General features: G+C 63.4%; 16 protein-coding genes. 7 read left to right on the forward strand and 9 right to left on the reverse strand.

The features are described 5' to 3' along the window. Positions 1–6: 6 nt before the first annotated feature. From D3227_RS22150 to D3227_RS22160, 3 genes are all read right to left on the reverse strand, one after another. The gene (locus D3227_RS22150) at positions 7–648 is read right to left on the reverse strand and encodes a 5'-methylthioadenosine/S-adenosylhomocysteine nucleosidase (RefSeq protein ID WP_120016424.1); all 642 of its coding nucleotides are present in this window, start codon (positions 646–648) and stop codon (positions 7–9) included. Between the two features lie 2 nt (positions 649–650). Next, positions 651–1,109: a PaaI family thioesterase gene (locus tag D3227_RS22155; RefSeq protein ID WP_120016513.1), complete on the reverse strand. Its 459-nt coding sequence runs from the start codon at positions 1,107–1,109 to the stop codon at positions 651–653. A gap of 133 nt (positions 1,110–1,242) precedes the next feature. Then, positions 1,243–2,532: an RsmB/NOP family class I SAM-dependent RNA methyltransferase gene (locus D3227_RS22160; protein WP_120016425.1), complete on the reverse strand. Its 1,290-nt coding sequence runs from the start codon at positions 2,530–2,532 to the stop codon at positions 1,243–1,245. A 347-nt stretch (positions 2,533–2,879) separates the two neighbouring features. Between D3227_RS22160 and D3227_RS22165 the strand changes: the two genes are divergently transcribed. Continuing rightward, entirely contained in the window at positions 2,880–3,557 is a 678-nt protein-coding gene (locus tag D3227_RS22165; protein ID WP_120016426.1) for an MIP family channel protein, read from the forward strand. A gap of 70 nt (positions 3,558–3,627) precedes the next feature. Here D3227_RS22165 and katG read toward each other — a convergent pair whose 3' ends face one another. After that, positions 3,628–5,826 (reverse strand): catalase/peroxidase HPI, encoded by a 2,199-nt coding sequence (gene katG, locus D3227_RS22170; RefSeq protein WP_120016427.1) that lies wholly within the window; start codon positions 5,824–5,826, stop codon positions 3,628–3,630. Between the two features lie 130 nt (positions 5,827–5,956). On the opposite strand from katG, the gene D3227_RS22175 reads away from it, so the two are divergent. Next, entirely contained in the window at positions 5,957–6,865 is a 909-nt protein-coding gene (locus D3227_RS22175) for a hydrogen peroxide-inducible genes activator (protein ID WP_120016428.1), read from the forward strand. A gap of 94 nt (positions 6,866–6,959) precedes the next feature. Here D3227_RS22175 and D3227_RS22180 read toward each other — a convergent pair whose 3' ends face one another. Then, on the reverse strand, positions 6,960–7,646 hold the full coding sequence (locus tag D3227_RS22180; protein WP_120016429.1) for a class I SAM-dependent methyltransferase: 687 nt from the start codon (positions 7,644–7,646) through the stop codon (positions 6,960–6,962). 70 nt (positions 7,647–7,716) lie between these two features. Beyond that, positions 7,717–8,940: a flavin-containing monooxygenase gene (locus D3227_RS22185; protein WP_120016430.1), complete on the reverse strand. Its 1,224-nt coding sequence runs from the start codon at positions 8,938–8,940 to the stop codon at positions 7,717–7,719. Positions 8,941–9,236: 296 nt separating this feature from the next. On the opposite strand from D3227_RS22185, the gene D3227_RS22190 reads away from it, so the two are divergent. The 3 genes from D3227_RS22190 to D3227_RS22200 are packed head-to-tail and all read left to right on the forward strand — an operon-like array spanning position 9,237 to position 12,986. Continuing rightward, complete coding sequence (locus D3227_RS22190; RefSeq protein ID WP_120016431.1) at positions 9,237–10,061, forward strand: N-formylglutamate amidohydrolase; 825 nt, start codon at positions 9,237–9,239, stop codon at positions 10,059–10,061. Further along, the gene (locus tag D3227_RS22195) at positions 10,058–11,926 is read left to right on the forward strand and encodes a flavohemoglobin expression-modulating QEGLA motif protein (RefSeq protein WP_120016432.1); all 1,869 of its coding nucleotides are present in this window, start codon (positions 10,058–10,060) and stop codon (positions 11,924–11,926) included. Before D3227_RS22190 ends, D3227_RS22195 begins: the two co-directional genes overlap by 4 nt. A 13-nt stretch (positions 11,927–11,939) precedes the next feature. Further along, on the forward strand, positions 11,940–12,986 hold the full coding sequence (locus D3227_RS22200) for a glutathione synthase (protein ID WP_120016433.1): 1,047 nt from the start codon (positions 11,940–11,942) through the stop codon (positions 12,984–12,986). A gap of 81 nt (positions 12,987–13,067) precedes the next feature. Here D3227_RS22200 and D3227_RS22205 read toward each other — a convergent pair whose 3' ends face one another. Together D3227_RS22205 and D3227_RS22210 are read right to left on the reverse strand one after the other, a co-directional pair. After that, a complete protein-coding gene (locus tag D3227_RS22205) occupies positions 13,068–14,171 on the reverse strand; it encodes a calcium:cation antiporter (protein WP_120016434.1) in 1,104 nt (367 codons plus the stop codon). 160 nt (positions 14,172–14,331) lie between these two features. Beyond that, entirely contained in the window at positions 14,332–14,553 is a 222-nt protein-coding gene (locus tag D3227_RS22210; protein ID WP_120016435.1) for a cysteine rich repeat-containing protein, read from the reverse strand. Between the two features lie 81 nt (positions 14,554–14,634). On the opposite strand from D3227_RS22210, the gene D3227_RS22215 reads away from it, so the two are divergent. Together D3227_RS22215 and D3227_RS22220 are read left to right on the forward strand one after the other, a co-directional pair. After that, positions 14,635–15,801 carry an efflux RND transporter periplasmic adaptor subunit gene (locus D3227_RS22215; protein ID WP_120016436.1) on the forward strand — a complete coding sequence of 389 codons (1,167 nt, stop codon included), beginning with the start codon at positions 14,635–14,637 and terminating at the stop codon, positions 15,799–15,801. Further along, on the forward strand, positions 15,798–18,938 hold the full coding sequence (locus tag D3227_RS22220) for an efflux RND transporter permease subunit (RefSeq protein ID WP_120016437.1): 3,141 nt from the start codon (positions 15,798–15,800) through the stop codon (positions 18,936–18,938). The genes D3227_RS22215 and D3227_RS22220 overlap by 4 nt, the downstream gene beginning before the upstream one ends. A gap of 74 nt (positions 18,939–19,012) precedes the next feature. Here D3227_RS22220 and D3227_RS22225 read toward each other — a convergent pair whose 3' ends face one another. Then, positions 19,013–20,779, reverse strand: coding sequence for an AMP-binding protein (locus tag D3227_RS22225; RefSeq protein WP_120016438.1), 1,767 nt, complete (start codon positions 20,777–20,779; stop codon positions 19,013–19,015). Positions 20,780–20,858: the final 79 nt, after the last annotated feature.

Consider the following 20,858-nt stretch of genomic DNA (forward strand, 5'->3'; position numbering starts at 1 on the left):
CCGATACTATGAACCAAACTGCAATGCGCCGTCGCTGATTGCCTGTTCGAGCCGCCCGACCGCCCCGGCCAGCTTCTCGTCGATGACATGCAGATATTCCTTCCAGTCATCGACGTGCTTCAGGTCGGCGGCGCCGTCGGAAATGCCGCGCAGGCCGATCAACGGCAGGCCGAACAACTGGCAGGCGCGCAGGCAGGCGAAGGTCTCCATGTCGACCATGTCGGCGGCGATGGCGTCGTAGGCGGCGCCGGAAATGACCGCGCCACCGGTCGACAGTGTCGCCTGCCTGATGCCGGGAATCCTGAACGGCAAGGGCACCGCCACCGGCAGGTCGAGAAACGGTGTCGCGCCCTTCTCGAAGCCCAGAGGCGAGGCGTCGATGTCGCGGTAGGCGACCGAGACGGCCTGGTAGATTTCGGTCTGCTCCAGCGTCCGGCTGCCGGCCGAGCCGAGCGAGACGACGAGATCCGGCAGCGCCTTTTCGGCCTTCAGCCGCGCGAACTCGGCGCCCAGCCTGACCCCGGCCTCGACCGGCCCGACGCCGGTCATCAGCGGGGTGAACAACTGCCTGAGATGCTGACCGTACTCGGCTTCGACCGCCATGACGAAGAGAACGGCCTTGCCTGCGATGTGAACGGCCCTGCTCATCGCTACCCTGCGATCCCATCGCGCCCGACCACCGTCATCATGGTCCCGGTCATGGTGGCGATCAGCTTGGCCTCGCCGTCGACGGCGAAGGCATAGGCTTGGCCGTCGGCGACGATGATGGTGCGGCCGGGTTTGGTCACCGAGCCGCGGAACAGGAAGCGTTCGCCCCTGCCCGGCGCCAGCAGATTGACCTTGAACTCGATGGTCAGCACGGTCGAATTCTCCGGCATCAGCGAAAACGCCGCGTAGCCGCAGGCCGAGTCCAGCGCCGTCGAAATAACGCCGGCATGCAGGAAGCCGTGCTGCTGGGTGAGCGCCGCCGAGTAAGGCATCTCGATCTCGATGATGCCGGGGGTGACGAGCGTCAGTTCGGCGCCGATTGTCGTCATTGCCTTCTGACGCGCAAAGGACGTCCTGACGCGGTCCTCATAGTCGGGAGCGGGTACGATCTTTGCTGCCATGGCCTTCGCCTTCATTGCGCTTAGTCAAGCTTATCGCAGAGGCATGGGCGGCAGGCAATCGCTAATGCTGCACTGCAGCAATCGGCCTTCCGCCCGGGTGAAGCCGATCTCGTCTCTATTGACCGGCAAACGATCAACCGGCTCGGCGCAGCGCGCAGACGTAGAACCCGTCGGTGGCGCTGAGTGCCGGCGACAGCGAAATGCCGCCGGCGGCGCCGATGCGCGCGGCGGCCGCATGGCCCGGAAAATGGCCGTCCCAAAGCGCCCGATGATCGACCGGACTAAAGCCGTCGTGGCGTTCGCGGAAAGCGGCGACCTGGTCGCCATTTTCCGCGTCGAACACCGAACAGGTGATGTAGACCAGCAGGCCGCCGGGTTTGACGAAGGCCTTCGCCGCGTCGAGTATCGCCGACTGCTCGCCCTTGCGCTGGTCGAGCTGTCTCTGCGTCAGCCGCCATTTGGCATCGGGGCGCCGCCGCCAAGTGCCGCTGCCGGTGCAGGGCGCGTCGACGAGCACGATGTCCATATGGCCTGACAGCGGCGCGAGTTCCGCCGGCTTGCTGACGATCTGGATGTTGCGGTTTTCCGAACGGCGCATGCGATCGAAGATCGGCGCCAGCCGCGCCTTTTCGGCGTCGTGCGCGAAGATCTGGCCGCGATTGCCCATCTCGGCCGACAGCGCCAGCGTCTTGCCGCCGGCGCCGGCGCAATAGTCGAGCACCTGCATTCCGGCCTGCGCGCCGGCCAGCGCAGCGACGATCTGCGAGCCCTCGTCCTGGACCTCGAACCAGCCTTTCTGGAAGGCCGGCTCGGCCTGCACGTTGGGGTGCCGACCGTCGCCGTCGATCGGCGGGATGCGGATGCCCTGCGGCGCGATGCGTGCCGGCTTAGCGCCGGTCTCGGCGAGTTCGGCCAGCACCTTGCCGCGATCGGCCTGCAGCGTGTTGACCCGCAGATCGAGCGGCGGGCGGGTGGCAAGGGCGGCGCCCTCCTCGACCCAGGTCTCGCCAAAAGCCTGCTCGAAGAGCGGTTCGCACCAGTCGGGAATGTCCGCGCGCACCGCTTCCGGTGCGTCTTCGGACCGGCGGGCGGCTAGCGCCTTCAATGCGTCGGCGTCGAGCAGCGGTGGGGCGAACTTGTCGCCGTCGAGCGCATCGTTCAGCGACTGCGCCGTCTGCCCCCATTCGAGCAGCAACGCGCCGAAGCCGATGGCGCGCGGCGTGTCCTGACCCAGCAGCCAGCCGGCGGAGCGCCGGCGGCGCAGCGCATCATAGACGATGTTGCCGATCGCCGCGCGGTCGCCACCGCCGGCGAAGCGGTGCGACAGGCCCCAATCCTTTAGCGCATCGGCCACCGGCCGGTGGCGCCGGCCAATGTCTTCCAGCACTTCGATGGCCGCCGCCAGCCTTCCGCCCAGTCGCATTCTCGCCTTCCGATGCTCAGCAATTCATGTCCGGCCTGCTCTTAAAGCCTTTCTTGCCCAGATTGAAATAGTTCCGTTTGTCCGATGGCGAGACGGGCCACGCCGAATGCGGCTAGTGCCCGATGCGATGCATCCTGCAAGCCGCACGAAAAGACAGGCATTCGCCGGCGGCAACGGAACAATTCGATCAATACATTAAAGGTTTCTAATGCGCTGGACTGGCGTGCACAAGCATGCCGGCTGGAACAAGCGCTGTTCTTTCCAAGTTTTTCGGTTGCGAATACTCTTACCGTCATGATTCGCATCGCAGAAAAAGCGCAGCCGCGGATCGATACGAGGAGAGGGCAATGAAGACTTATCTGGCGGAAGTTCTAGGCACGTTTCTGTTGGTGTTCATCGGCACGGCTTCTGTGGTCACGGGCGGCTTCGGCGGTGCGCTGCCGCTCGGCCAGGAAGGCATCGGTCTTGCGTTCGGCATCGGCCTCATTGCGGCGGCCTATGCGATCGGCCCGATCTCGGGCGCGCATCTCAATCCAGCGGTGACGCTCGGTGTCTTCCTCGCCGGCCGGCTGCCGGCCAAGGACGTCGCCCCCTACTGGATCGCGCAGATCATCGGCGCCATCCTGGCCTCGCTGGCGCTGTGGATCATCGTCTCCGGCCAGGTCGGCGGGCACACCGGCGGCTTCGGCGCCAATGGCTGGGATGAGGCGAAATGGGGCATGAGCTCGGCTTTCCTGTGGGAGCTGATCGGCACCTTCACCTTCGTCACCGTGATCCTTGGCGTCACCGCGGAAAAGCACTCAACGGCGTTCGCCGGACTGGTCATCGGCCTGACGCTGGCGGGCATCCACTTCGCCATGATCCCGGTCACCGGCACCTCGGTCAATCCGGCCCGTTCGATCGGTCCGGCGCTGTTTTCGGGCGGTGCCGCGCTCAGCCAGCTCTGGCTATTCATCGTCGCCCCGCTGATCGGCGGCGCCATCGCCGGCGTGGTCGCAAAGGCGCGCATCTTCGAGAAGGACTGATTTTTGAAGCCTGAATAAGAAGGAGGCGCGGAGCTTGGCCCCGCGCCTTTCTTGTTGGGTCGAGAAGTCTTCAGGCGGCCATGTCGAAGCGGTCGAGGTTCATCACCTTGGTCCACGCCTTGACGAAATCCTTGACGAACTTCTCCCTGGCGTCCGCGGAGCCGTAGACCTCGGCCAGCGCGCGCAGCTGCGCGTGCGAGCCGAAGATCAGGTCGGCACGGGTGCCGGTCCACTTGACCGCCTTGGTCTTGCGGTCGCGCGCCTCATAGACCTCATCGGAACCAGCGGCCGGATCCCAGACCGTGTTCATGCTGAGCAGGTTGGCGAAGAAGTCGTTGGTCAGCGTGCCCGGCCTGTCGGTGAAGACGCCATGCTTCGACCTGCCGGTGTTGGCGCCGAGCACCCTCAACCCACCGACCAGCACCGCCATCTCCGGCGCCGTAAGCGTCAGCAGTTGCGCCCGGTCGACCAGCATTGCTTCGACCGCCATCGGCTGCTTGCCACGAACATAGTTGCGGAATCCGTCGGCGGTCGGCTCGAGCGCGGCGAAGGACTGGACATCCGTCTGCTCCTGCGAGGCGTCCATGCGACCCGGCGTGAAGGGTACCTTCGCCTCCTGGCCACCGTCCTTGGCGGCCTTCTCGACCGCGGCGACGCCGCCGAGCACGATCAGATCGGCCAGCGAGACCTTCTTGTCGCCGGTCTGCGCGGCGTTGAACTCCTTCTGGATGGCTTCGAGCCTGGCAAGCACCTTCGACAATTCAGCCGGCTGGTTGACCTCCCAGTCCTTCTGCGGCGCAAGGCGGATGCGTCCGCCATTGGCGCCACCGCGCTTATCGGAGGCGCGGAAGGTCGAGGCCGAGGCCCAGGCGGTCGAAACCAGCTCCGAGACGGACAGGCCGGACGCCAGGATCTTCGCCTTCAGCGACGCGATATCCTGCTCGCCGACCAGTTCGTGATCGATCGCCGGGACAGGATCCTGCCAGATCAGCTCTTCCTTAGGCACGAGCGGGCCGAGATAGCGCACGACCGGACCCATGTCGCGGTGGGTGAGCTTGAACCAGGCGCGGGCGAAGGCATCAGCGAACTGATCCGGATTCTGGTGGAAACGCCGCGAGATCTTCTCGTAGACCGGGTCGAAGCGCAGCGAGAGGTCGGTGGTCAACATCGCCGGCGCGTGACGCTTCGACGGATCATGCGCGTTCGGCACCGTGCCGGCACCGGCGCCGCCCTTCGGCGTCCACTGATGCGCGCCCGCCGGGCTCTTCGTCAGCTCCCATTCGTAGTTGAACAGATTGTCGAAGAAGTTGTTGCTCCACTTGGTCGGGGTCGTCGTCCAGGTCACCTCGAGGCCCGAGGTGATGGCGTCGCCCGCAATGCCGGTGGCGTGCTTGCTCGACCAGCCGAGGCCCTGGGCCTCGATGCCTGCGCCTTCCGGCTCCGCGCCCACCAGCGAGGCATCGCCGGCGCCGTGGGTCTTGCCGAAGGTGTGGCCGCCGGCAATCAGCGCCACGGTCTCCTCATCGTTCATCGCCATGCGGGCGAAGGTCTCGCGGATGTCGCGCGCCGCAGCCAGCGGATCCGGCTTGCCGTTCGGTCCTTCCGGATTGACGTAGATCAGGCCCATCTGGACGGCGCCGAGATGGCCCTGGAGCTCGCGGTCGCCGGAATAGCGCTCGTCGTCGAGCCACTTGGTTTCGGAACCCCAGTTCACATCCTGCTCGGGCTCCCACACGTCGGCGCGGCCGCCGGCAAAGCCGAACGTCTTGAAGCCCATCGATTCCAGCGCGACGTTGCCGGTGAGGATCATCAGGTCGGCCCAGGAGATCTTGCGGCCGTACTTCTGCTTGACCGGCCACAGCAGTCGACGCGCCTTGTCGAGATTGGCGTTGTCCGGCCAGCTGTTCAGCGGCGCGAAACGCTGCTGGCCGGCGCCGGCGCCACCGCGGCCATCGCCGATGCGATAGGTGCCGGCGCTATGCCATGCCATGCGGATGAACAGTGGCCCGTAATGGCCGAAGTCGGCCGGCCACCAATCCTGCGAATCCGTCATCACGTCATGCAAGTCCTTGATCACCGCATCGAGATCGAGGCTCTTGAATTCCTTGGCGTAATCGAAGCCCTCGCCCATCGGGTCCGAGAGGTTCGACTGCTGGTGGAGAACGGCAAGGTCAAGCTGGTTCGGCCACCAGTCACGGTTGCTCCTGCCAGCGGATCCATGCGCGACCGGGCATTTACCCGCGCTGTTATCGTCGGTTTTCGCGTCCATCTTCACTCTCCGATTTGCTGAATCTTTTCCCGGGCAAGCATTGAGCCGCCACTCTGGAATGGTTCCAGACTAGGGCGCTTTGACGATAAAAACAAATTGCCTTTCCTGTTTTTTGCGATAGGTTTTTCTTATGATAGGCCTCACCGTCCGGCAGATGCAGTATTTCGAGGCGCTGGCGCAGACGCTGCATTTCGGCCGCGCCGCCAAGCTCGCCGGCGTCAGCCAGCCGGCGCTGTCCGCGCAGATCGCCGAGATGGAGCAGCGGCTCAACTGCCGGCTGTTCGAGCGCGGCGGCAAGGTGGTGCGCATGACCGACGAGGCGCTGGCCCTGCAGCCCCGCATTGAGCGTATTCTCACCGATATACGTGACGTCGAGACGACCGCCAGACGCGGTCGCCCGGCCATGGAGGGGCGCTTCCGGCTGGGCATCATCCCGACGGTCGCGCCCTATCTCTTGCCGCATGTGCTGCCGGAGCTGAAACGGCACTTCCCGGCCCTGCAGCTCGAACTGCGCGAAGCGGTGACCGCCTCGCTGGTCGAAGACAGCGCGTCGGGCAGGCTCGACGCCTTCATCGCCGCTTTGCCGCTCGATCATCCCGGCCTGGTCAGCGAGGAACTGTTTTGCGACCGGTTTTTCCTCGCCGTGCCATCGGGCGATCCGGCCTTCGCCTCGCCGCCTGTGCCGCCGGAAAGCCCGGCGCTGGAACGGCTGATGCTTCTGGAGGAAGGCCACTGCCTGCGCGAACAGGCGCTCGCCGTGTGCGGCAGCGTTCGCCCGGTGGCAATGGCAAGCTACGGCGCCACCAGCCTGACGACGCTCTTGCAGATGGTGGCGCACGGGCTCGGCGTCACGCTGATCCCGGAAATGGCGACAGGCCCGGCTAGCGTCATGCGCGATCTCAAGATCGTGCCGTTCCAGGAGCCGATGCCGCAGCGCACGATCTGCATGGCCTGGCGGCGCAACAAGGTGCGGCACGACGAATGCGTCGAGCTGGCGAAGATCATTCGTGGGCTCGATGCGGCAGTGCTGGCGGCTTGAGGTGCTGCCGCAATAGACCCCAGATCGCAGCTTGCGCAGAAAGCGAATCCTGGGGCTTTGCGTCGCTTTGACACCCTCGGAAAAGAAACTTAGGTCAGGCGCGCTCGAGAATATCCGCCTTGATGGGCTGGTCGAAGATCAGTGACCCTTCGCTGTCGCGCGCTGCTGCCGCGAGTACGGCAGTTCTGACGGCAGATTTGTTTTGCTCCACAATTTCGCGTCGCGATGGATCGACAGCTACAATGCGATCCAAAAAGCCGTCGGCGGTTGGAAAGACATCTCGACGAACGTAGTTCAACGTCGCCATCCGAGAGAGCACTCCAGACTGTATTGCCGTTTCGATCGCGCGTTGCGCCGCTAGGCGGACCACGGTCTCGTCTTCGACCAATCGAAGGGCGGAGAAGAAGGTGCCGGTCGGCAACGGCTCGACAATGATCACGATGCCATTTGGCCTGATGATGCGCGCTGCTTCGCGAAGCGCCGTTTGCATTGCCATTTCAGGAACATGGTGAAACGCATTGATCATCGTGCAGAGGTCGAATGTCGCGGTGTCGAAAGGAAGAGCCTCCGCCACGCCTTCAACGAAATTGGCCTGCGGAACAGCGGCCATGGCAGCCCGTATGGCATCCACGCCAGGATCAATGCCGACCACCTCCGCGCCTTCGGCGGCAAGCTGCCCTGCAAAATTGCCGGCCCCGCAACCGATGTCCAGTATCCTAAGCCCGGCGATCGATGGGCGCACCGATCTGACAACGGCCAGCGGATTGTCTACAGGTTGCACTGCCGTCCACCTTTACCCTTGATCATAGCCAGTTCGCGGGCGCCTCGTCTGCTTCGATATCCAATCCGGCTCATCTCTTTGCGAGATGGTCAACCAGACGGGCTACCTCCTCGGCAATGCCGGGTACCGTGCCCGACTTCCGCGTTGATGCGAAATCGAGGCCCGCGAAATAGATGCCGGGATCGACGCCAATGCCATCCTCGTGCAAGGGCTGACCAGCCGCATCGAGCGCGCCCGGCAGCCCAACCCATCCGAAATCGCCAGTAAAGCCTGTAGACCAGATTACCGAAGAGATCCCGCTGGCCGCCAGGTCGATCGAGCGGATGGGTGGGCTCGGCAGTCGCGGCTCGACGGTTTCGGCCGGGTCATCCTCGGCCGGCGGCGCGTGAAGGCCAGTGCGTTCGATGTACTGGTCGACCAGGCGCTTGGCGTTTGCGGAGACCTCGTCGGCAAAGCGAATATGATCATCGAGCTCATCGCCGAAGACGAAGCTGCCGTTGTCCATCCCCAGGAATCGACCGAGCAGCACAACGCCCTGCGCGCTGAGAGACTGCAGGCTGATGGTGTGCGTCGCGCCGAGTAGCGGGCGCGCTGGCAATTTGCCGGATGGCAGGATTAGTTCCCGGCGCGGGAGATCGAGATGACCGCTCAAGGTCAGCCAGTTGAGCATGCTGCCGCCGCGATAGTGCCGCACCCAGCGGCCATTGCGGCATGTCGCCAGAAAGACGGAGCGCCCAGCCAGCACCAGGTCTTCGGCAATCTGGCCGCCCGATTGGCCGCTGCCGACCACCAGCACCGCACCGTCGTCAAGTGCGGCCGCACTGCGATATGCGGAGGAATCGATCTGGCGAAGTGCCGACGGCAGGTCGGCGGACCAGGGCGGGCGGACCGGACAATTCAGATTGCCAGTCGCGATCACCACGTTGCGCGCCCGAACCGTGCCACCCGGCGTCGCTACCCGATAGTGCCCATCGCTTCTTGTCAGTTCCTGCACCGGAATCCCGGTTCTTACGGGCAATCGGTGCCGTTCGACGTAGCTCTCCAGATAGGCGACGAATTCGTGGTGTGTTATTGCACCCCAAGGATCCAGCCCGTCGTAGGAATCGCCTGGCAGGATCGAGCGTATATTGGGCGAATTCAGCCGGAACGAGTCCCATCGCTGCATCCGCCATGTCTCGCCGATGCGGCTTCGTTCAAGCACGCAATGACTGAGCCCTTGCTGTTTCAAAAAATAGCTCACGCCGAGCCCGGCCGAGCCGGCGCCGATGACAACGGAATCAAGTATTCCCCCCACCGTGCTCCCCGACAAAGATACGCTTTCGAGAATAATCGTGTGCCGGGAGCGGACGCGCGGGCGCTCACCCTTGCAATGCGGCGAGGCATTTCATGCCGCCAATTCGACCGCCCCTAAATAAGGACAGCATAATGCAAAGCGCCAGTTTCCGACAGTCCCAAGGATGGAGGCCGTCCCGGCGTCGCGGACCATCTTCGGCGTGACTCTTCCATCGAAGGCTCAGCTTTGCCCATGAGTGACCCGCCGGGCTTTTGTGATGCCCCGGAACCGTCCGCCCTCTCCACGCATTTCGATGGATGGTGAGCAAGCCTATTTTCAACAATGCTGCGAGCGGGTCACCGGCAGGCTGGACAATCAAGCTTGGCGATTCCCCCGTCATTGGCACGGCGATCCACAGCGGCTCCGACGTCGCGCGCGCCTGCCAATCGCTCATGTGCATCCCCGACCCTGACCGACAGCGGGAGGAGGATCCCTTCACCGAACACTTTATCGCCGATTTCCCGACCCAGATCATCGTCCATCGATCGCGCTTTCAAGTCGACCTGAACCGGGCGCGCGAGGCTGCGATCTACCGGTCGCCGGACCAGTCCTGGGGCCTGAACGTATGGCGAGAGCCACCGGCCGAGGAGATTGTGGACGAGTCCCTCGCCTTTCACGACGCGTTCTACGGCGAGCTCAAGCGTGTGCTTGCCGAGGTCGAGAAGCGCTACGGCAGGTTCGTCCTTGTCGACGTCCACAGCTACAACCACCGGCGCGCAGGGTCGAAAGCAGCGCCCGCGTCGCAAGATGGCGCGCCTGACATCAATATCGGCACATTTTCGATGGACCGCGCGCACTGGGCGCCGGTCGTCGACGCCTTCACGGAGGCGCTGTGCGGGCAGCGTTTCGACGGCGAACCGATCGACGTGCGCGAGAATGTGTCTTTCCAGGGCAAGGGCGAACAGACCCGTTTCGTCCATGCCAATTTCCCCGAGACCGGGTGTGCCATCGCGGTCGAGTTCAAGAAGATTTTCATGGACGAATGGAGCGGCGAGCCCGACTGGGCGGCAATTGAACGGCTGCGCGCCATGCTGGCGTCCACGGTACCCGTTCTCGAGGCTGCGCTGCGGGGCATGACATGAAGCCGAAGCTCGTCGAGGCTGCGTCTCCGTTGGCGGAAATCGAAGCGGACCTGGACGCGCTTTTCCGAGACGGCAAGCCGATCCGCCGCGAGTTCGGCGACGGCAACCGTCTGCACATCGATCGGCCGCTGCCGTTTCTCTGCGTCCATGTCGGGTCGCAGCAGGATGCGGCGTTCCAAATTGTTTCCGCCAACGCGTCCTATCTGATCGCGGCCGATAGTGGCTTCGCCGCCGCGGTCGCGCGGCTGGTGGCGCGAAAAACGCGCGATCATTGCGGCGCATTCCTCGTGCTCGACATCGGCGAGTTGGCCGAAGACCGGTTTCTGACGGAGGACGTACCGTTCCTGCCGCCTTTCGAAATTGCACTGGCTAGCGGCGACACCGCGGCGGAGAAGGCGGCGCTCAAGCGCTTTACCGCCGCCGCGTCCGGACGCGAAGCAAAATACCGCACGCCGCGCGTCGACGAACTCAATCCCACGACACGCGCCGAAGCACGGCTCTCCGATGATCTCGGCGATGTGGCAGGCCTGACGGTGCGCTTCGCGCCGATCTACAGGGTGCCTGGCAGCGAGCGCGTCTATCCCGAATTGCGCGACCTTGTCGTCGCCAACATGGTGGATTCCGCGCTCCAGGCGGTCAGCGCCTTTCTGAAGGCATCAAAGCTGGAACCACCGGCAACCCATCGTTCGCTGGGCCGGCGCGCCTACATCGACGCTGTCGTGCGCGCCGACCGGGCACTCGACAGCGTTGCGTCGACATTCGATTTCCTGCTTGCCGTCACACCGATCAACGCCGAACCGGCCTGGCGGGAATTCCAGGCGGGCGGCTTCGAGCATGTCCCTGCACTGCTATACAGGCCGCTCGAATTCGAGGTCGCCGCCCAGAAGCGCAAGCTCTATTCGGTCTCGCTCGATCACCTGGAAGATCCGCTCCTGACCACGCTGCTCTCGCAAAAGCAGCAGGAACTCGATCTCCAGCTGTCGATGCTCGCCGCTCGCGAGACGCCCCGCTTCGTCGAACTCGGACGAGCCCTCTATGGCAGCGTCGAGCCGAGCCTGGCGACGCGAGCCCGCGCCATTCTCGAGAATGCGCCGCGCGCTGCGTCGGCGGCGAGGCAGAAGGGGCTGGGCGCAGACGCCGTCGCCGCAGCCGCGCGAGACATGATCGCCGGATACCGTGCCGCCTACCCCGATTTCGATGCTTCCGTGGAGATCCGTGGCGACCTGCCCGCCGGCCTTCTCGTCTCTCGAAACCTGTTGCTGGTTTCGCGCGATACCAACCTTCCACCGGAGCGTCTGACCGCGCTCCTCAGTCACGAGATCGGTGTCCATCTGCTGACTTATTTCAACGGCGATGCGCAGGGCCTCGCCATCTTCCGCAACGGGCTCGCCGGCTACGAGGGCATGCAGGAGGGACTGGCCGTGCTGGCGGAATATCTGGTCGGCGGCATGACCGCGGCGCGGCTGCGGCTGATCGCGGCCAGAGTTATCGGGTGTCAGGCGATGCTCGCTGGGGCGACGTTCGAGGAAACCTTCCACATCCTCCACAAGGATTTCGGTCTTGATGATCGCAGCGCCTTCAACGTCGTGCTGCGTGTCTTTCGCGGCGGCGGCCTGGCAAAGGACGCCATCTATCTGCGCGGCGTAGTGCAGGTCCTCGATCATCTGAGGAATGGCGGCAGCCTCACGCCGTTCTGGATCGGCAAGATTTCCGCCGCGCATTTCGGCGCAATCCAGGAACTCAACGCGCGCGGCCTGCTGCGCGCGCCGCGCCTCGAACCTGCATTCCTCTCTTCCGACGCGGCGCGTCCGCGGCTCAAGAAAGCGATGGCGGGGATCGATCCGATCGATATGGTTGAGACTTGAGGGAGCATCCCCGATGCGCATTGCGTTCTTCGTCAATTCGATCGAGAGCGAGACGCCAGGCTACACCACGACAACCCTGGCGCTGGCTGCAATCCAGCGCGGCCATTCTGTCGTCTATGTCGAACCCGGCGACTTCATACTGCGTCCTGACAACAGTCTGGCTGTTAATGTCGCGGTCCTGCCGGATGCTGCCTACAAGACGCCCGACAAACTCTATGCCGCCCTGAAGGATGCCGCGAAGCAGAAAAAGACCTTCGCGATGAGCGATATCGACATCTTGTTTCTGCGCAACGACCCGTCGCTCGACGCCACCGATCGACCATGGGCCGCCAACGCCGGCATCATGTTCGGGCGGCTCGCAGCAGAACAGGGTGTCATCGTCGTCAACGATCCGGACGGTCTGGCACAGGCACAGAGCAAGCTCTACCTGCAGACCTTTCCCGAAGCGGTTCGGCCAGCGACCCTGATATCGCGCAGCATTGCCGAGATCCGCGCATTCATCGACAAACACTCTAAGGGCTGCATCGTCAAACCACTGCAGGGGTCGGGTGGCAAGAATGTCTTCCATATTGCGACGCCTGCCGATTCCAACCTCAACCAGATTTTCGAGGCCGCCAGTGGTGACGGCTATCTCATCGCGCAGGCCTACATTCCAGAGGCCAAGGCTGGCGACGTGCGCCTTTTCCTGATGAACGGCCTGCCGCTGATGCGCGACGGCAGCTACGCCGCCTTTCGCCGCGTCCCAGCCAAGGGCGACGTCCGCTCCAACATCCACGCCGCCGGAACCGCCCGCAAGGTCAAGGTGACGGACACGATGTTGCGCATTGCCGAGATGGTACGCCCCAAACTGGTCAGCGACGGCATGTTTCTGGTTGGGCTCGACATCGTCGGCGACAAACTTCTGGAGATCAATGTCTTTACGCCAGGCGGGCTGGCACGGCTCGCTGACATGTACAAAACCGATTTTGCCACACGCGTCATTGTCGCGCTCGAGGAGAAGGCAACGCTGCGCCGAGCCTATGGAAAGACAATGCCGAATTCGCGGCTGGCGACGCTTTGAGGATGCAGGCAAATCGGATAGCAATTTTCCAGCCGGTCGCCGTCCCATCCATGCGTCCGATTGCCAGATCGCACCAAAGCTTTAAGGTATAAATATCAGAAATACGAAAGTAAAAAATACAACAATATGGACCATGCCGGTCAAGAACGTGGTTCTTTCGTTGCTGAAGCTCACGTTGCATATAAAAAGCGCCAAGATCAAAAGCACTGCGTCAGCCTCTGGGAGCCCCAGGGTTAAGCCTCTTCCCGTCACCAGGCTGGCGGCTGCGACCGCTGGGATTGTCAAACCAATTGTCGCGCAGGCCGAACCCATCGCGACATTCAAGCCGCGCTGCAACTCATTGTTGAGCGAAGCACGGATCGCCGAAATGGCCTCCGGCAGCAAAACCAATCCCGCGATCATTGCCCCCACAATGCTGTCGGCCTGGGTCACCTGATAGGCAACGAGCGCATCCTCGACGCTTGCTGCGACCTGCTCGGCGAGCATGACAATTCCGATCAGCCCGATAACCAGGAGCAGAGCGCTGGCGGAGATGCCTGCGTGGGGCGCGGTTCGGACTGAAGCTTCGTGTGCCAGTCCTTCGATGAAATCGTCCCGGTGCCGGACGGTCTGTGCGAACACAAAACTTGCATAGAGCAGCACGGAAAGTACGCTCACAAAACCAAGCTGAGCTGCTGAAAATGTGCCGGGATCCGTGGTTCGCGTGTAGGTCGGCAGAATAAGCGTCATGACGGTCAGCGCGACCAGGACCGCCAGATATGCGCTGGTCCCTTGTCGAACGATTGCCTGCTTGCGATGACGCCAACCGCCAAGCGTGAGACACATGCCGACAACGCCGGTAGACGTAATCATCACCGTCGAGAAAACGGACTCGCGCGCTAGCGTAGGGTTGTTGTCTCCATGCAGCATCATGGAAACGATGATCGACACTTCGATTGCCGTCACGGCAAAAGTCAGCACCAACGTGCCGTAGGGCTCCCCCACACGATGGGCCACTGCCTCGGCGTGGTCGAGCACCACGAAAATGGTGGTGAACATGATCGCACTCGAAAGCGCTCCGACAAATATCCTGACGCTCAGCGACCCTTCGTCTACCGACAGCCCGCTGGCTCTGACCGCGACAGCCATCGCCAGGGCGGCCAAGGGCATCGCATAAGAAGTCACCGATCGTGCGAAACCACGCATTCAAGCCCCTATACGTTTGTGCGAACCTTGCGGAAAAGCCTGTGTGGAGCATCCTGGCCAATATCGTCGTGAAGCCGACATTGCCCCATCGGCCGGCGTTCCAATCCTCACAAACAACGTCACCAGCGGCTCCAGAAGATGCCGCGGGATCGCGGTGATCCTAGCCGGGCGAGTTCGCCTTGACGACTTTCTGACATGCAGGCGTCAGCTCGCTGAGATGGTCGGACAGGCATTTGACGACGCGGCCGCCGCCCGGTTCTACGCCTTTGCAGAACTTCTCGAAATCCGCCTGGCAGGCCTCACGCTCGGCCGCTGTCTGCGCCAGCGCCGTGTTGGCTGCAAGTTGAGTTGCCAAGAAAAGCACGCTGAAAGCAATCCGCATGACAAATCCCTCCAAATTAGGTAAGTTCAACTCACTTTCATAACGATGCGATATATACTGAGAAGTTTGCGGAGGGGCAAAATGCTTTTCGTATCGCTTAGAATCGCGCCAACGGCAGGTTTGTTTGCCGTTGTTGCGCTGATGTCCGCGTGCAGTCAGGAAAACGCCTACGTACCGCCGCCTCCGCCCAAGATAGACGTGGCGCTTCCGGTCAAGCAGACCGTGACCCCCTATCTCGAGGCCACAGGCAGCGCCGCGGCGGTGAACACGACGCCACTGGTTGCGCGCGTCTCGGGCTTCATCCAGGAAATCGACTACAAGGACGGCGACGCGGTCAAGGCCGGCACAAGGCTGTTCCTGATCGAGCCCGATACCTACCAGCTGGCGCTCGAGCAAGCTCAGGCCGGGCAGGGTTCAGCCGATGCCGCCGCCAAGCAGTCCGGCGCCGACCTCAAGCGCCAGCAGGAGCTGCTGTCCCAGAAGTTCATTTCGCAATCGACCGCCGACCAGGCCGCCGCGGCGGCGGACGTCGACATTGCCAAGCAGAAGCAGAGCGCGGTCGACGTCAAGCAGGCTCAACTGAATCTCAGCTACACCGAGGTCAAGGCACCGTTCGCGGGCATCGTCACCTCCCGCCAAGTGTCGACGGGGCAGCTCGTCGGCGCCAGCAGCGCCACCACGCTCGCGACCATCGTTCAGCTCGCCCCCATCTATGTCAACTTCAACATCTCGGAGCAGGACGTGCTGCGCATTCGCGCCGCCATGGCAAAGCGGGGGATAACCTCCCAGGACCTCAAGAAAATACCGGTCGAGGTCGGCTTGCAGAACGAGACGGGTTATCCCCATCAGGGAACGCTGGACTACGCCGCGCCGGAGGTTACCGCCGCCACCGGCACACTCGCGGTCCGCGCTGTGCTGCCCAATGACGACCGGGTGCTGCTGCCGGGCTATTTCGTGCGTGTGCGCGTGCCGCTGGGCGAGGAGCCGGACATGCTGCTCGTTCCCGATCGGGCGATCGGCAGCGACCAGAGAGGTCGCTACGTGCTCGTCGCTGGAAAGGACAACGTCGTCGAAGAGCGCCCGGTTGAGATCGGCCAGATCGTCGGAGCGTTGCGTGTGATCTCCAAAGGGATCGCGGCGGAAGACCGTGTTCTCGTCTCCGGCCTGCTGACGGCCGTGCCCGGCCAGAAGATCGAACCGCAGGTGAAGACACTGGAAGCGGTCGCCACTGACGGCGCCGCGCAATGATCTCCAAATTTTTCATAGAGCGGCCGGTCCTGGCGAACGCAATCGCCATTCTGATGGTCGTCATTGGCCTGATCTCGCTCTTTGCCTTGCCGGTGGCGCAGTATCCCGACGTGGTGCCGCCCACGGTTTCGGTGACGACGCGCTATCCGGGCGCCAGCGCGCGTGCCGTGATCGACACGGTGGCGCTGCCGATCGAGCAGCAGGTCAACGGCGTCGAGGGTATGATCTACATGCAGTCGTTCGCTGCATCGGATGGCAGCTACAATTTGACGGTCACCTTCGCCATCGGCACGGATCTCGACCAGGCGCAGGTGCGTGTGCAGAACCGTGTGTCCACCGCCTTGGCATCGCTGCCGCAGGCGGTGCAGGTGCAAGGTGTCAACGTTCAGAAGAAATCGACCGCGATCCTCGAGATCGTCACCTTGACGTCGCCAGACAGGCAGTTTGACAGCCTCTATCTTGCCAACTACGCGACCATCCAGCTGAAGGATGAGCTCTCCCGGATACCGGGTGTCGGCAATGTGAACGTGTTCGGCGCCGGCCAATATTCGATGCGTGTCTGGCTCGACCCGGACAAGATGCAGGCTCGCAGCCTTGCCACGCAGGACGTCGTCCAGGCGCTGCAGCAGCAAAGCGAGCAGGTCACCGCGGGCCAGGTCGGCGCGCCGCCTTCGCCCGATGGCCAGTCCTTCCAGTACACGATCGAAGTGACCAGCCGCCTTGACGATCCCGACCAATTCGGCGCCGTGATCGTCAAGACCGGCGCCAATGGCGACATGACGCGCGTGCGCGACATCGGCCGGGTCGAACTCGGCGCCCAGACCTATGGGCAGTTCTTCAATCTCGACGGCCAGCCGGCGGCGGGTCTGGCCGTTTTCCTGTCGCCGGGCGCCAACGCCCTCGATGTGGCCGGCAGGGTCGAGGCCAGGATGAAGGAACTGTCGGGCGCGTTCCCGCAGGGCCTGGCGTACTCGATCCCCTTCGACACCACGATCTTTGTCAGTCAGGCGATCCACGAGGTCTACAAGACGCTGATCGAGGCAGCACTGCTCGTGCTCATCGTCATCCTCCTCTTCCTGCAGGACTGGCGGGCGATGCTGGTGCCGGCAACGACCGTGCCGGTGACCATCATCGGCGCGTTCGCGGCGATGCTGGCACTCGGCTTTACGGTCAACCTGTCGACCCTGTTCGCCATCGTTCTCGCCATCGGCATCGTCGTCGACGATGCCATCGTCGTGGTCGAGGGAGCCGCGCACAACATGGAGCGTGGCATGTCGGGCCACGATGCGGCGGTTGCCGCCATGAATGCGCTGTTCGGGCCGATCATCGGCATCACGCTGGTCCTGATGGCGGTGTTCCTGCCCGCTGCATTCCTGCCCGGCCTGACAGGGCAGATGTATGCGCAATTCGCGCTGGTGATCGCAGCAACGGCCTTGATCAGCGCCATCAACGCCGCAACGCTGAAGCCCACGCAGTGCGCGACCTGGCTGAGGCCTCCGGTGCCGCCAGACCAGCGCAATGCCTTCTTCCGCGGCTTCAACGCGATCTACCAGCGCATGGAAAACGGCTATGCCCGCCTGATCGGATCGATGGTGCGTCACAGCGCAGTGATGGGCGTCATTGCGCTGCTGATCATCGGTGCGGCGGGCTACGGCATGTCGCGCGTCGCCACCGGCTTTATTCCGATCGAGGATCAGGGCTACCTGCTCGCTTCGGTTCAGCTGCCCGACGGCGCGGCGCTCGGCCGTACGCAGGAAACGCTGCAGCAGGTTTCGAATATCGCCAAGGCCACCCCGGGCATCGACAAGGTGGTGACGATCGCCGGCCTCTCGGCCCTCGACAACAACTCGACGCTCGCCAACGCCGGTGTTGCCTACATCATCCTCAAGGACTGGAGTGTGCGCGGCAAAGGCGAGGATCTCGCGTCGCTCTATGCGACGCTCAACAAAAGCCTGTCGGACATGGCGGACGGACGTGTTCTGGTGCTGCCGCCGCCGCCGATCCAGGGCATCGGCAACGCTGCCGGCTTCACCATGCAGATCGAGCTGCGTGACGGTAGTTTCGACCTCGCAAAGCTGCAGAGCGCGGCCGACGCGCTGACCAGGACCGCCTCGACGCAGTCGGGCATCCAGCGTGCATCGGCGACGTTCCGCTCCAACGTCCCGCAATACAAGGTCGAGTTCGACCGCGAGAAGGTGCAGACCCTCGGGCTGACCACGGACCAGGTCTTCCAGACGCTCGCCGGTTATCTCGGCTCGACCTATGTCAGTCAGTTCAACAAGTTCGGGCGCGTATTCCAGATCTATGTGCAGAGCGATTCACAATTTCGCCTGGCGCCAGAGGATATCGGCCGCCTGACTGTGCGCAACCAGAACGGCGACATGATCCCGCTCGGTACGGTTCTGACCATCACCCCAAGCGTCGGCCCCTCGCTGATCAGCCTCTACAATCTTTATCCCTCGGCATCGATCCTTGGCGTGCAGGCACAGGGCTTCTCGTCGGGCGACGCGATCAAGCTGATGGAGGCGGCCGCCGCCGACACGCTGCCGCCCGGCACCGGCTTCGACTGGACGGCGCTCTCCTTCCAGGAAAAGCTCGTCGGCAGCCAGATCTACCTGGTGTTCGGCATGGCGCTGCTTTTGGTCTATCTGGTGCTGGCAGGCCAGTATGAGAGCTGGCTGGCGCCGATCTCGATATTGCTGGCCGCACCGCTGTCGCTGGTCGGCCCGGTGCTGGTGCTTACCGGTCTCGGCATTGACAACAATCTCTATGTGCAGATCGGCCTGATCCTTTTGATTGCGCTGTCGGCCAAGAACGCCATCCTGATCGTCGAGGTGGCGCGCGAGTTGCGCGCCGCCGGCAGGCCGATCGTCGATGCGGCGATCGACGCGGCGCGAGCGCGCTTCCGCCCTATCCTGATGACGTCGTTCGCCTTCATCCTCGGCGTGACGCCGCTGGTGTTTGCGACGGGCGCCGGGGCCAGCGCACGCAAGTCGATCGGCATCACGGTGTTTTCCGGCATGATCGCCTCCACCTGCCTCGCTGTTCTCTTCGTGCCTGCCTTCTTCGTCATCCTGCAGCGAGTCGAGGAATGGCGCGCCGCGCGCAAGACGAAACGTATCACGCTTCCCAGCTAAGGCAGTATGGTCTCGGTCCTCTCGGTGAGGGACGCACCGGCATTCAGCGCGAAAATCGAAGCGTCTTCGCCTGCTCAAGCCGTCTTCTGCGTCACCAATCCCAGCTCTTGGACCATCGCCTCGCGCATCAAAAACTTCTGCGGCTTGCCGGTCACCGTCATCGGCAATTCGGTGCGGAAGCGGATGTAGCGCGGAATCTTGTAGTGGGCGATCTGGCCGGTGCAGAAGGTCTTGATCTCCTGCTCGGTGGCGACCTGGCCGGGCCTGAGCACGATCCAGGCGCACAGTTCTTCGCCATATTTGTCATCGGGAATTCCGAACACCTGGACTTCCTTCACCTTGGGATGGCGATAGAGGAACTCCTCGACCTCGCGCGGATAGACGTTCTCGCCGCCGCGGATGACCATGTCCTTGACCCGGCCGACGATGTTGCAATAGCCCTCGGCGTCGATGGTGGCGAGGTCGCCTGTGTGCATCCAGCCATCGGCGTCGATCGCCTCGCGGGTCTTCTCCTCGTCGTCCCAATAGCCCTTCATCACCGAATAGCCGCGCGTGCAAAGCTCGCCCGGCGCGCCGACCGCGACGGTGGCGCCCTCGGCGTCGATGGCCTTGACCTCGACATGGGGATGGATGCGGCCGACCGTCGATACCCGTTTTTCCAGCGGATCGTCGACGCCGCTCTGGAAAGAGACCGGGCTGGTCTCGGTCATGCCGTAGGCGATGGTCACCTCCGACATATGCATCAGCGACACCACCTTCTTCATCACCTCGATCGGGCATGGCGAGCCGGCCATGATGCCGGTGCGCAGGCTGGTGAGGTCGAACGAGCCGAAATCCGGATGATCGAGCAGGCCGACGAACATGGTCGGCACGCCATAGAGGCCGGTGCAGCGCTCCTGCGCCACGGCCTTGAGCGTGGCGAAGGCATCGAAGCCCTCGCCCGGAAACACCATGGTGGCGCCCTTGGTGACGCAGCCTATCGTGCCCATCGACATGCCGAAGCAATGATAGAGCGGCACCGGGATGCAGAGCCGGTCGTCGACGGTGAGCTTGATCGCCGATGTGACGAAATTGCCGTTGTTGACGATGTTGTTGTGGGTCAGCGTCGCGCCCTTCGGCGCTCCCGTCGTGCCTGAGGTGAACTGGATGTTGATGGCCTCGCCCGGCTTCAGCCCCTCGGAGATGCGGTCGAGGCTGTCATGCTCGTCGCGTCCGGCCATCGCCAGCACGTCGCCGAAATTGTACATGCCGGGCGAGTTGTCCTCGCCCATGCGGATGACGATCTTCAGCGCCGGCAGTTTTTTCGCCTTGAGCTTGCCAAGGACAGCGGTTGCGATCTCCGGCGCCAGCGTCTCGATCATGCCGAGATAGTCGGAGGTCTTGAATTTGACGGCGGTGACCAGAGCTCGGCAGCCAACCTTGTTGAGGGCATATTCCAGCTCGGTCAGCCGGTAGGCCGGGTTGATGTTGACAAGGATCAGGCCGATGCGCGCGGTGGCAAACTGCGTCGCCAGCCATTCCCAGCGGTTGGGCGACCAGATGCCGACGCGCTCGCCCTTTTCGAGGCCGAGCGCCAGGAAGCCGGCGGCGAGAGCATCCACCGTGTCCGACAGCTCGCTCCAGGTGAAGCGCTTGTCCTGATCGACGAAGACCGCGGCATCGAGCGTGCCGTATTTGCTGACAGTATCGGAAAACAACGACGGGATCGTCTTGTTGAGCAGCGGCATGGAGCGCTCGCCCGACACATGCGCTCTGCCGTCGATCGGCGCAACGAAGGTGCCACCCTTGCCTGGGCCGCGCAGATTGGTGGCGTTGTTCAGCTCGTCGAGTTTGATCGCCATCGCCGTCTCCTCCGCAGACCGGCCGAGCCTATCAGCCCGGCGGGGTAGTGGAAATCCCGTCGATGGTATGGAAGCGGGG

The sequence above is a fragment of the Mesorhizobium waimense genome (assembly GCF_003601975.1).
Lineage (GTDB): Bacteria > Pseudomonadota > Alphaproteobacteria > Rhizobiales > Rhizobiaceae > Mesorhizobium > Mesorhizobium waimense.